The sequence below is a fragment of the Cryobacterium lyxosi genome, assembly GCF_004403345.1.
Taxonomy (GTDB): Bacteria; Actinomycetota; Actinomycetes; order Actinomycetales; family Microbacteriaceae; genus Cryobacterium; species Cryobacterium lyxosi.
In genome coordinates this window covers 174,282-185,789 of sequence record NZ_SOGT01000006.1, presented here as the reverse complement: position 1 = coordinate 185,789, position 11,508 = coordinate 174,282, and the positions used below count along the sequence as shown (strand labels likewise).

Below are 11,508 nucleotides of genomic sequence, written 5' to 3'. Positions count from 1 at the left end.
GCATAATTGCGTATGACCTTTCCGCCGGCTGGCACCGCTCCCACTCCCACTCCCACTCCCACTCCCACTCCCACTCCCACTGATCTCCTCATCTTTCTCGCGGTCGCACGCACCGGCCGATTCACCACCGCGGCTGAGAGCCTGGGCCTGAACCACACCACGGTGTCCCGGCGTATCACCGCCCTCGAAAAGGCCCTCGACGGCCGTCTCCTGGCCCGCGCCGTGGGCGGCTGGGAGTTGACCGAGCTCGGAGAACGCGCCCGCACCGCGGCTGAGGGGGTGGAATCTGCGGTCAGCCTGCTGCGTGGTTCCGACGCCGAAGCCCAACAGATCTCCGGGGTGGTGCGCATGTCGGCGACGGACGGCTTCAGCGCCTACATCGCTGCCCCGGCCGTGGCCGTACTGCAGCGCAGGCATCCGCTCTTGCGCGTCGAAATCGTCACCGTCACCCGGCGGGCCCTGCAGCACCGTTCGGGACTGGACATCGAAGTCGTCGTGGGTGAGCCGCAGGTGCACCGGGCGGAGTCGATTCTGCTTGGTTATTACAGCCTCGGAATGTACGCCTCACGGCGCTACCTCAAGGCCCACGGCACACCGACCACCATTGCCGAGCTGACCGAGCATCCCCTCGTGTATTTCGTGGATTCCATGCTTCAGGTCGACGATCTCGATGCCCCCCGGCGGCTCGTGCCGCAGATGCGGGAGTCGCTCAGCTCCACCAACGTGTTCGTGCATGTCGAGGGAACCCGGGCCGGCGCTGGAATCGGATTTCTGCCCTGCTTCATGGCCGATCAGCATGCAGACCTGGTGCGCCTTCTTCCAGAAGATTTTCAAGAACGACTGCCGTACTGGATGGTTTTGCGCACCGAGTCATTGCGGCTGCCGGCCGTCGCGGCGCTCGTCGCGGCGCTCCGCGCGCAAATGGAGTCCTATGCGCCGGCACTGCTCGGCCGTAACGTCATCACAGGAAAGGACATAGCCAACTAGACCCAGTCGCGCAGCTGGACAACTACACTGGGAAGGCACCAGCGGGAGTGGTGGAATTGGCAGACACGCAGGATTTAGGATCCTGTGCTTTCGAGCGTGGGGGTTCAAGTCCCCTCTCCCGCACATGGTTCATTCTTCAGCCCTCGACAGCACATCGAATAACACGCTCCCCCACGGGGGTACCGTTGACTTCTTTCGGGTCAGGTGAGGGCTTGATTTTCACCGTAACGGCGCTTTTTCCAGATGCGTTCAGCACGGGTATCCTGCGCGGATGCCACAGCCCGCGACCTCGACCAGCCCCACGACTGGTTGACGAGCCCCCTGTTTCAGGGGTCGGCGGCCCGGCGTTCTCTCACTATTGGGCGATACCCTGTGTCTCGGCACCCGCCGTCGCTACCCGAACGTCTGCCCTCCGCCGACTGGAGTTCCCCGCGTGATTCACACCGCACTGATTCCCTGGCTCGACCCGACGCACATCATTGAGTCGGCCGGTCCCTGGGCTTTGCTCGTCGTCTGCGCGATCGTCTTTGCCGAGACCGGGCTGCTGGTCGGGTTTCTCCTTCCGGGCGATACCCTGCTGATCATCACCGGCCTGCTCGCGTTCCCCGCCGCCGGCGTCATCCGGATTGACATCTGGTGGGTCGCCCTGGCCATTGGATTTGCCGCGTTCCTGGGCGGTGAAATCGGCTACCTCATCGGACATAAGTTCGGTCCGCGCGTCTTTGAACGCAAGGAGTCCGGCCTATTCAGCATTAAGAACGTCGACCGCACAAATGCGTTCTTCGTGCGATTCGGCGGTGTCGCCGTCATCGTCGCCCGGTTCGTGCCGATCGTGCGTACCTTCGCACCGGTCGCGGCGGGCGTCGGCCATATGGACTACCGCAAGTACACGCTGTACAACCTGATCGGCGCGCTGCTCTGGGGGGCCGGCCTGACCTTCGGCGGGTACTTTCTCGGCTATATTCCGCCGGTGGCCGAATTCGTCACGACGTACATCGACCTGATCTTGCTCAGCGCGGTGGTCATCACCCTCATTCCCACGGTGTTCCACTACGTGCAGTCAATCGTAAAAGCCCGCCGACTGCGCGGCCAGCCCACCACAGCCACGGGCAGTCACCTGCTCGACCCCCAAACGTTCAAGACCAACCACGCCGGCCGCCACGAGAGCTGAGGCCGTCACCATCTGATTCGTTCAGCGGTGCTGGTGGCCTTCATGCTCGGCGTGCTCGGTCGGTTCCAGCTGAAAGGTTGAATGAGCGACGTCGAAATGCTTGCTGAGGCATCCCGACAGCTCATCGAGCAAAGCGTCGGTGCCGTGTGCGAGCACGGTCGCCTCCACGACGATATGCGCGGTGAACACGTGCGCGCCGCTGGTAATGGCCCAGACGTGCACATCGTGCACGTCGACCACGCCATCCGTGCCGAGCAGATGGCGCCGAATCTCGGAAATATCGGTGTCGGCCGGCGTGGACTGGCTGAACACACGCACGACGTCACGTAACAGCACGAAAGCGCGCGGAACGATCAAGGCGGCAATGACGAGCGAGGCGACGGCATCCGCTTGGGTAAAACCGGTTATCAGAATACTGATGGCGGCCACGATCACGGCAACAGATCCCAGGGCGTCGCCGAGCACCTCGAGGTAGGCGCCGCGCATGTTGATCGACCCGGCAGCGGCCGGACGAAGCAGCAGTATTCCGGCGATGTTCGCTGCCAGACCGATGATGGCCACGATGAGCATGGGAGCTGGCAGCACAGCGCTTTCGCCCGGGGTTATCAGGCGAGCGATCGCGGCGACCGAAACGACGCCGGCCACGCCAAGCAGGATCAACCCGTTGATCAGCGCGCCGAACACCTCGGTGCGCTGAAAACCGAACGTGGCCCGGTCCGTCGCCGGGCGTGACGCCATGACGGTGGCCGTCAGGGCAACGATGAGCCCAAGCAGGTCGGACAGCATGTGCCCCGCGTCGGCCAGGAGAGCGAGCGATCCGGTCAGCCAGGCACCGATCACTTCGAGCAGCAGCACGACAGACACAATGCCAATGACGAGGGTCAGTCGCCTCCGGTTCGAGTCGGTGCCGTGCGCGTGATCGTGGCCCATGGCTCAACGTTAGAGCCGCGCACACCCGCTCGCCAGCCCGCAGGCTAGTTGGGAATGAATGCCGTTCTCAGCATCCGGGTGCTGCTCGATCTGACGCGGCGTCATGGGGCACCGAGCACCTCGCGCAGCACCGGAACGAGACCCTCGAACGCGATCGCCCGATGGCTGACCTGGTTTTTTACATGGGCCGAAAGCTCGGCCGCCGAAATGGCATAGCCTTCGGGCAGAAATATCGGGTCATATCCAAAACCGTTGACGCCAGCCGGTTGGAACAGAAGCTGCCCCGGCCATTCGCCGGTCACGGCCCGCTCGGTGCCGTCGGGCAGGGCGAGAGCGGCCACACACGTGAAGTGGGCGTCGCGGTGCTCCTCGGGAACGTCGCTGAGCTGCCAAAGCAGCAGACGCAGGTTCTCACCGGCATCCTTGGCCGGTCCCGACCAACGCGCCGAGAAGATTCCCGGTGCCCCGCCAAGAATGTCGACGCAGATTCCCGAGTCGTCTGCGATTGCCGGGAGCCCGGTGTGCGCGGCAGCGGCGCGCGCTTTGATCAGTGCATTCTCGGTAAAAGTGACACCGTCTTCGACCGGTTCGGGGCCGTCATAGGCGAGCACCTCGATGCCAGGCAGCTGCGCGGCCAGGATGCGCCGCAACTCCTCGACCTTGTGGGCGTTGTGCGTTGCGAGAACGATCTGCACCGCTCAACGCTCCAGTGCGCTGGTCTGAAATTCGGTCAAGGTGATAGCGCCTTTCACGGCGAGGTCGAGCAGAACGTCGAGCTCGCTGCGGTCGAACGGTGCAGCTTCGGCGGTGCCCTGCACCTCGACGAACTTGCCGCGCCCGGTCACGACGACGTTCATGTCGGTGTCAGCGCGCACGTCTTCGGTATAGGCGAGGTCGAGCATGGGCACTCCGCCGATAATGCCGACAGACACGGCCGAGACGCTGTCGATGAGTGGCTGCGCCTTCTGCGAGATGAACTTCTTGGTGCGCCCCCACTCGAGCGCATCGGCGAGGGCGACGTACGCGCCGGTGATGGCCGCGGTGCGGGTTCCTCCGTCGGCCTGCAGCACGTCGCAGTCGAGCACGAGTGTGTTCTCGCCAAGCGCCTTCATATCGACCACCGCGCGCAGGCTGCGACCGATCAAGCGGCTGATCTCGTGGGTGCGACCGCCGATCTTGCCCTTGACCGATTCACGGTCCATGCGGCTGTTGGTCGAGCGCGGCAGCATCGAATATTCGGCGGTGACCCAGCCCTTACCCTTGCCGCTCATCCAACGCGGAACGCCGTTAGTGAACGACGCCGTGCAGAGTACCCTGGTGCGGCCGTATGAGATCAGGGCCGAGCCTTCGGCCTGGTCGCTCCAGCCGCGCTCGATCGTGATCGGGCGAAGTTCGTCGTTGGTGCGCCCATCGGCGCGCAGGGTCTCGGTCACGGTGTGCTCCTAGTGATTCGGGTGGAGGGGGAATTAGGGGGTCCGCTTCGACTGGATGCTGCCAGTTCGGCAAGGTTGAGTGTGCCGGTCTCGATCAGGTCGACGCGGCTGACCTCCGGTCCGATCAGACGATGGGCCAAGGCCAGGAAATCCTCGGCGCTGTCGCCGGTCGCCTCGTAACGGTAGCTGGGCGGGCTCGTGCGTGCGCGTTCCAGGCCCTGACTCACCAGCACCCGGTAGACGTCATTGGCTGTTTCGGTATCACTCGAGACCAGGGTGACGTTCTCTCCCATCACATACGAGATGGCACCGCGCAAAAAGGGATAGTGGGTGCAGCCGAGCACGAGGGTGTCGACGCCTGCAGCGCGCAGCGGCGCAAGGTACTCCTCGGCGACGGCGAGCACCTCGGCGCCGGTCGTGACGCCGGCTTCGACGAACTCCACGAACCGCGGGCAGGCTTTGCTGAACAGCGTGATCTGGGGTGCGGCGGCGAAGGCGTCGTTGTAGGCACGCGAGTTGACAGTCCCGAGGGTACCGATGACTCCCACTCGCTGGTTGCGCGTGGTTGCGACGGCGCGGCGCACGGCCGGCTGAATGACCTCGATCACGGGCACGCTGTAGCGTTCACGGGCGTCGCGCAGCATCGCCGCCGACGCCGTGTTACACGCGATCACAAGCAGTTTCACGTCTTGCGCCACGAGATCATCGAGCACGTCCAGGGCGAACCCCCGTACGTCCGCTATTTTCTTGGGCCCGTACGGCGAGTGGGCCGTATCGCCGATGTAGAGAATGGACTCGTTGGGTAACTGGTCCTTGATCGCCCGGGCGACGGTCAGGCCGCCGACTCCGGAATCAAAAATACCAATCGGTGCATCCGTCACGGAGACCAAGCCTAGCCCGACAAGCGGATAAGCTGTGCCTGGTGACCCTGTCCCCCACGTACCCCGTGCCAGCGCACGGCGGCCCAGCCGCCCGCACCCCGGCTTTACGCACCGATCGGTACGAGCTCACGATGGTCGACGCCGCTATCCAGAGCGGGACCGCCGACCGTGAGTGCATGTTCGAAGCGTTCGCCCGACGGCTGCCCACCGGCCGGCGCTACGGAATCGTCGCCGGTACCGGCCGTCTGCTCGAACTGATTCGACAATTCCGCTTCACCACTGAGGAACTGACCTGGCTTGCCGACAACGCCGTCGTGCGCACTCCCACCCTCGACTACCTGGCCGACTATTCCTTCACCGGCAACGTCTGGGGTTACCAGGAGGGCGAAGCGTACTTTCCCGGATCCCCCCTGCTGCTGGTCGAGAGCACCTTCGCCGAGGGTGTCATTCTGGAGACCCTCATCCTCAGCGTGCTCAACTACGACATCTCGGTCGCCAGCGCCGCCGCCCGCATGGTCTCAGTGAGCCTCGGCCGCCCGATCGCCGAGATGGGATCACGCCGCACCAACGAGCACTCGGCGGTCGCTGCCGCCCGCGCTGCATATATCGCCGGCTTTGCATCGACGAGCAACCTCGAAGCCGGCCGCCAATGGGGCCTGCCCACCATGGGAACAGCGGCCCACTCGTTCATTTTGCTGCACGACAGCGAGGAAGAAGCGTTCCAGGCGCAAGTGGATGCCTTCGGTACCGCCACAACGCTTCTCGTGGACACTTACGATGTGCCGGCCGGCATCGCCCTGGCGGTCAAGATCGCCGGGCCCGAGCTCGGCTCGATTCGCATCGACTCCGGCGATCTCCCCATTGTCGTCGCGGCGGCCCGAGCGCAACTCGATTCTCTCGGCGCCGTCAACACGAAAATCACCGTCACGAGCGACCTCGACGAGTTCGCCATCGCGGCTCTGTCGGCCAGCCCGGTCGACGCTTTCGGCATCGGCACCTCGGTGGTCACCGGTTCGGGAGAGCCGGCCGCCGGCCTGGTCTACAAGCTCGTCGCGCATAAGGGCCACGGCAACGACTGGATGTCCGTCGCCAAAACGTCGACCGCTAAGCTGTCTATCGGTGGTCGCAAGAGAGCGCTTCGTCGAGTGGATGCCGCCGGTACCGCTCAGGAAGAGATCATTCTGCTCGGTGACGGACCCGGCGGCAGTTTCGATTCCCGCAGCGGCCTCGAACGCGCACTTCTGGTCCCGCTGATCAGCGACGGCACCGTCGACGAACGATACGTGGGACCGGCTGGAACGCTGCGCGCCCGCGCGCACAACGCATCCGTCATGCAGGAACTACCAATCGAGGCTTTTCGTTTAGGGCGCGGCGAGCCCGTTATTCCGACCTCGTATCGATAAGCCCGGGCGAAATAGGCGCTACTTGGCCTTCATCTTCTCGTAGATGGCCTTGCACGTTGGGCACACCGGAAATTTTTCCGGGTCGCGTCCCGGCAGCCACTTCTTGCCGCACAGGGCCTTGACCGGTTTGCCCGAAATGGCCGACTCGAGAATCTTGTCTTTGGGAACATAGTGCGAAAAACGTTCGTGATCGCCGGGCTCGATCTGCTCCTGGTTCAGAAGTTCCTCGAGCTCACGATCAAGCGTGGACGTTCCGCCGCCGGGCTGGCCGGGTTCTGCAATGCTCACACGAAATTCAGTCATAGCCTCAGTCTAAACACTCTGCCCGCGACGGGTCAGGCCCGTTGAGCAGAAGCCAGCATCTCAGGACCGCGCCGGTCGAAGGCACGCGAACCGGCCCAGATTCCCACGACCACAGCCACGAGTCCGAGGCCGACGCCGGTGCCAAGCGCGAGCAGATGCCAGGCCGGATCCTCAACGATTCCGAGATAGGCGAAGATGAGCGCGGGTAGCGCCACGATGATTGAGCCCGTGAAGGTGAGTGACTGCACCAGTCCCGCGGCGGTCTCTGTAGCCTGCGGCTGGGCGAACGGGCTGTCACCGGGTTTGGTGACCGGGTAGGGAAAACGAGTGGAGGTGTAGCTCGAGAAGCCCAAACCGGCCAAAAGGATGCACGTGCTCACGCCCAGCATCGACAACAGCACTGACCAGTCACCGTAGAACGAAATGCTGATGACCGAGCCAATGCCGATGAGCGGTATACCCATGACGAGCGCGGGAAGGATCCGGCCGATACGGTCGGCCAGGCCGTGCGTTCCCGAAGCCACGTGCAGCCAGATTGCGGTGCTGTCGTAGGCAACGTCATTGTGCATGGTCCACCCGAGAAAAATGCACATGAGGGGTACCGGCACGAGCGCGAGGTAATGCAGCGGCACGCCGACGACACTCAATGGCAGGATGGCGACGATGGGCACAATCGGAATCATGATCAGCGACACCCAATACCGTGAGTCGCGCGCCCAGTAAGTGAAGGTACGCGCAGCGATAGCGCCAACGGAACTGTGCGGCAGCCGGTCGAACCACCCCAGGCCGGAATACTGTTTCGCCGCTGCTTCACGGCCGGGCGATACCAGCATGCGAGCCACGACGAACTGCCAGATCAACCAGAGCGCGTAGGTGGATCCCACGGCTATAAGCAGTTTGAGGATGGCCTCACCCCAGGCACCGGTGGAGGCGTCGCCGGGAACGGCCCACGCTGCCCCGAACGGCGTCCAGCCCAGAATCGTGGCGAGAGTGGCCAGCAGGGTGCGGCCATGTCGGTCCCAGTCCGTGCTGAACAGCACCACAACGAGTGGAGAAATCAACACCAGCACAACGACACCGATCAGCCCGGTGAACTCGCGGGAGCGTCTGGTCGACAGGAGAAAAGCCGCGAGGGATGCGCTCACTCGCGAAAGCAGAATGCAGGTCGCCAGGATCAGCGCGGCGGAGATGAGAGCGAGCAGAGTCTGCCCGATGCCACGCGACCACGTGACCACGGTGCCGAGAAGCACGATCGTCAGGGTGACCGCCGGTACGCCGATGAGCGCCGAACCGGCCAGACCAAGCGACAACGAACGGTTCGGAATTCCGAGGAAGGCAAACTTACGGGGGTCCATGCTGTCATCGATGCCGACCACGATCGGGATGATCAGAAAGCCCAACGCTACGGCCGATCCGGCCACAGTGAGCGAATCGCGTATCAGTGTGGGGTCACCGACGAACCGCAGGGTGATCAGTGCAACGAGAAGTGTGATGGAGACGCTCAGACCATAGAGCAGTCCTACGACCAGGCCGACAACCTGCCACGGGCTACGACGAAACAGGTTGGCGAGCAACCGGAGTTTCAGTCCGAAAAATTGTGCAACCATTCCATGCCCTCCGCCACCTTGCGCCCACCGGCGAGCTCGACGAACCGATCTTCCAGCGACTTCGGGCCACGGACCTCGTCAATGGTTCCCGCTGCCAGGACCCGGCCCTGCACGATGATGGCAACATGATCGCAGACGCGCTGAATCAGGTCCATACCGTGGCTGGACAGCACGACAGTGCCACCGGCGGCCACATACTTCTGCAAAATCTCGGTCACGTTGACCGCCGAAACCGGGTCGACGGACTCGAACGGCTCATCGAGCACGAGCACCCGCGGGGAATGAATCATTGCACAGGCCAGGGCGATCTTCTTCGTCATGCCAGCGGAGTAGTCCGCAACGAGACGGTTGAGGGCATCCTCGAGGCCGAAAGCCACAGCGAGGTCCGCCGACCTGCTGCGCACGGTGTCGTTGTCGAGGCCGCGCAGGGTGCCAGCGTAGTACAGGAGTTGTGCGCCGGTGAGGCGGTCGAAGAGCCGAAGCCGGTCGGGCAGAACGCCCATCACACGCTTGGCCTCGTTCGGCCGAGCCCAGACGTCGATACCGTGCACCGTGACGTTCCCGGCGCTCGGCCGCAACAGGCCGGTGATCATCGACAGGGTCGTGGTCTTGCCGGCCCCGTTCGGCCCGACAATGCCATAGAACGAACCGGCTCGTACGGTCAGGTCGAGATCGGAGACCGCAACATTGTGACCGAATCGCTTCACGAGTCCCCGGGCTGCAATGACTATTGGAGCTTCAACGACAGCGGGCTTCTTTGCCGACTTCACCGCCGGAGAAATGACGGCCTTCGCGGCGGGCTCTGAGATGCGGGGTGTGGCAGTTCCCTGCATTTCCTCGGGACGTGTATCCATGCTCGGTTCTGGCAGCGGCGCGACGGGCGTTCCCAGTGGCTGTTCCGTTTCGATCGCGACGAGCGCATCGCGGGTCGCGTACGGGCGCGTGGTTTCGTCGGTTGCGTTCTCGGCGAGTGTCTGTTCAGTCGCCCGGGTCGACCTGGCAACGTCCGGTAATTTTGGCGCCGTCAGCTTTCTCGGCGTCGTCGACGTGCGCACTGCTGGCTTACGCACTCCTGGTTTACGCACTGCTGGTTTACTCACTGCTGGTATACCCGTGGCTGGCTTACGCACAGCTGGTTTACGCACGGCTGGCTTTCCTACGCCCTCGTCCGCAGCTGCCGGAGTGTCAGCCGACTCGACTGCCGCTGGCTTACGCACTGCTGGCTTGCGCACTGCTGGCTTACGCACTGCCGGCTCTACCACAGTTGGCTTACCTGCGCCTTCGTCCGCAACTGCCGGAGTGTCAGCCGACTTGACCGCCGCTGGCTTACGCACTGCTGGCTTACGCACTGCTGGCTTACGCACTGCTGGCTTACGCACTGCTGGCTTACGCACTGCCGGCTCTGCCGGCTTGCTGGCCGCCGCCTTGCTGCCTGTCGACTTGCTGCCTGTCGACTCCGCGGCGAGCGGTTCCGTCGAGTCGGCGGAATGGTCCACGACAGGCTCGTCGTCTCGTTCAGGGTGGGGCGGCACAAAAGTCACTCCGCCAATCTACCAAGGAGCACCGACATGAGGGCGCGGCAAGGATGGCAGCGGCCGTTTCTACCTGTGAGTAGGCTCCGTGCCGGATCACGAAATGGACACGTGCTGAGCCAATTCTTTCCTCATCCTGAGACGACAGGTTAGGGTGAGACTGACATAACGGTGTGTCTTTACGTGAACATGTGGGTGAATCCTAAGCAAACTCTTCGCAACGAGAGCGGGTTTTGCGGCGTCACCCCAACCATTCTTGAGGAGATAATCGTGACGACGCAGTCGGAGAAGACGCACGGAATAAAGACGCAGGTGGTTATTCTGGCGGCCGGCATGGGCAGCCGTCTCGGGCGCTCATTGCCTAAGCCCCTCACCGAACTGAGCGACGGCCGCACGATCATGCAGCAGCAGTTCGACAACATCGACCATGCCTTCGGCAACGCTGCCCAGGTCACGATCGTCGTTGGATACAAGCTCGAGCACATCATCGAAGCGTTCCCGCAGGCATCTTTCGTCTACAACGAGGAGTACGACCAGACCAACACCTCAAAGAGTCTGCTGCGAGCGCTGCAGGCTTCAAAGTCCGGCGGCGTGCTCTGGATGAACGGCGATGTGGTCTTCGACCCGGCCATCCTCGACCGCGCTGCCGCCATGATGGCCCGCGACCAGTCTTTCGTCACCGTCAACACCGACAAAGTGTCCGATGAAGAGGTCAAGTACACCACGAGTGCCGAAGGCTACATCAAGGAACTCTCCAAGACCGTCAAGGGCGGCCTCGGCGAAGCCGTCGGCATCAACTACGTGTCGAGCGCCGACAAGGCCACCCTCATCCGCCAGCTAAGCAAGGTGGCCGACCAGGATTACTTCGAACGCGGCATCGAGCTGGCCATCGAGCAGAACCGCATGCTGGTGGAGCCGGTGAACATCTCCGATTTCTACGCCGTCGAGGTGGACTTCGCCGAAGACCTTGAGCGCGCCAACCTGTTCGTCTAACCGACACACCACACGACAAAACCCTCACGCTTCGGCGTGGGGGTTTTGTCGTTCTGGAAAGGTTTAACCGTTGCCTTCGTGCCCACACGTCGCGGGTACAAGACGCCCCGAGTGAAGCCGGTGCTGATCGCGACGGGACCCATGCACGTGCGGTCGTGGTGTGCCGACGTCGGCATAAATCGTGGGACATTACCGATCTGCGCACTCCGTGGCGAGGGAAGCATTCAAGGCCCACTCGATCTTCGACATCTGGTCTCGCAAGATCGTC

At 63.3% G+C, this 11,508-nt stretch carries 11 protein-coding genes and 1 tRNA gene; 5 read left to right on the top strand and 7 right to left on the bottom strand.

The genetic code is table 11. The features are described from left to right. Positions 1 to 12: 12 nt before the first annotated feature. The 3 genes from E3T27_RS05765 to E3T27_RS05755 all read left to right on the top strand — a co-directional run bounded on the left by E3T27_RS05765 (position 13) and on the right by E3T27_RS05755 (position 2,158). The gene (locus E3T27_RS05765; protein WP_134571879.1) at positions 13 to 987 is read left to right on the top strand and encodes a LysR family transcriptional regulator; all 975 of its coding nucleotides are present in this window, start codon (positions 13 to 15) and stop codon (positions 985 to 987) included. 41 nt (positions 988 to 1,028) lie between these two features. Next, positions 1,029 to 1,110, top strand: a tRNA-Leu gene (locus tag E3T27_RS05760). Positions 1,111 to 1,423: 313 nt separating this feature from the next. Further along, the gene (locus tag E3T27_RS05755; protein WP_174722186.1) at positions 1,424 to 2,158 is read left to right on the top strand and encodes a DedA family protein; all 735 of its coding nucleotides are present in this window, start codon (positions 1,424 to 1,426) and stop codon (positions 2,156 to 2,158) included. 21 nt (positions 2,159 to 2,179) lie between these two features. Here the strand turns inward: E3T27_RS05755 and E3T27_RS05750 are convergent, their stop codons facing one another. From E3T27_RS05750 to murI, 4 genes are all read right to left on the bottom strand, one after another. After that, positions 2,180 to 3,088, bottom strand: coding sequence for a cation diffusion facilitator family transporter (locus E3T27_RS05750; RefSeq protein ID WP_134571877.1), 909 nt, complete (start codon positions 3,086 to 3,088; stop codon positions 2,180 to 2,182). Positions 3,089 to 3,189: 101 nt separating this feature from the next. Continuing rightward, positions 3,190 to 3,783 carry an RdgB/HAM1 family non-canonical purine NTP pyrophosphatase gene (gene rdgB / locus E3T27_RS05745; RefSeq protein ID WP_104197580.1) on the bottom strand — a complete coding sequence of 198 codons (594 nt, stop codon included), beginning with the start codon at positions 3,781 to 3,783 and terminating at the stop codon, positions 3,190 to 3,192. 3 nt (positions 3,784 to 3,786) lie between these two features. Continuing rightward, the gene (rph, locus tag E3T27_RS05740; protein ID WP_104197579.1) at positions 3,787 to 4,521 is read right to left on the bottom strand and encodes a ribonuclease PH; all 735 of its coding nucleotides are present in this window, start codon (positions 4,519 to 4,521) and stop codon (positions 3,787 to 3,789) included. After that, complete coding sequence (gene murI, locus E3T27_RS05735) at positions 4,518 to 5,402, bottom strand: glutamate racemase (protein WP_104201041.1); 885 nt, start codon at positions 5,400 to 5,402, stop codon at positions 4,518 to 4,520. Before murI ends, rph begins: the two co-directional genes overlap by 4 nt. Positions 5,403 to 5,443: 41 nt before the next feature. On the opposite strand from murI, the gene E3T27_RS05730 reads away from it, so the two are divergent. Continuing rightward, a complete protein-coding gene (locus tag E3T27_RS05730) occupies positions 5,444 to 6,805 on the top strand; it encodes a nicotinate phosphoribosyltransferase (protein WP_277612391.1) in 1,362 nt (453 codons plus the stop codon). A gap of 18 nt (positions 6,806 to 6,823) precedes the next feature. Here the strand turns inward: E3T27_RS05730 and E3T27_RS05725 are convergent, their stop codons facing one another. Genes E3T27_RS05725 through E3T27_RS05715 form a run of 3 tightly spaced genes read right to left on the bottom strand, consistent with a single transcriptional unit; the run spans position 6,824 to position 9,785 of the window. Then, on the bottom strand, positions 6,824 to 7,108 hold the full coding sequence (locus E3T27_RS05725; protein ID WP_104128156.1) for a DUF3039 domain-containing protein: 285 nt from the start codon (positions 7,106 to 7,108) through the stop codon (positions 6,824 to 6,826). Between the two features lie 32 nt (positions 7,109 to 7,140). Beyond that, positions 7,141 to 8,715, bottom strand: a complete 1,575-nt coding sequence (locus tag E3T27_RS05720) for a hypothetical protein (protein WP_134571876.1) — start codon at positions 8,713 to 8,715, stop codon at positions 7,141 to 7,143. Further along, complete coding sequence (locus E3T27_RS05715) at positions 8,691 to 9,785, bottom strand: ABC transporter ATP-binding protein (protein ID WP_241992144.1); 1,095 nt, start codon at positions 9,783 to 9,785, stop codon at positions 8,691 to 8,693. The genes E3T27_RS05720 and E3T27_RS05715 overlap by 25 nt, the downstream gene beginning before the upstream one ends. A 762-nt stretch (positions 9,786 to 10,547) precedes the next feature. Here E3T27_RS05715 and E3T27_RS05710 point away from each other — a divergent pair. Beyond that, a complete protein-coding gene (locus E3T27_RS05710; protein ID WP_134571969.1) occupies positions 10,548 to 11,240 on the top strand; it encodes a phosphocholine cytidylyltransferase family protein in 693 nt (230 codons plus the stop codon). Positions 11,241 to 11,508: the final 268 nt, after the last annotated feature.

Excerpts from the sequence above, each read along its gene's own strand:
- E3T27_RS05765 (WP_134571879.1), top strand. The coding sequence starts at position 13 with ATGACCTTTCCGCCGGCTGGCACCGCTCCCACTCCCACTCCCACTCCC.
- E3T27_RS05750 (WP_134571877.1), bottom strand. The coding sequence starts at position 3,088 with ATGGGCCACGATCACGCGCACGGCACCGACTCGAACCGGAGGCGACTG.
- E3T27_RS05725 (WP_104128156.1), bottom strand. The coding sequence starts at position 7,108 with ATGACTGAATTTCGTGTGAGCATTGCAGAACCCGGCCAGCCCGGCGGC.
- E3T27_RS05720 (WP_134571876.1), bottom strand. The coding sequence starts at position 8,715 with ATGGTTGCACAATTTTTCGGACTGAAACTCCGGTTGCTCGCCAACCTG.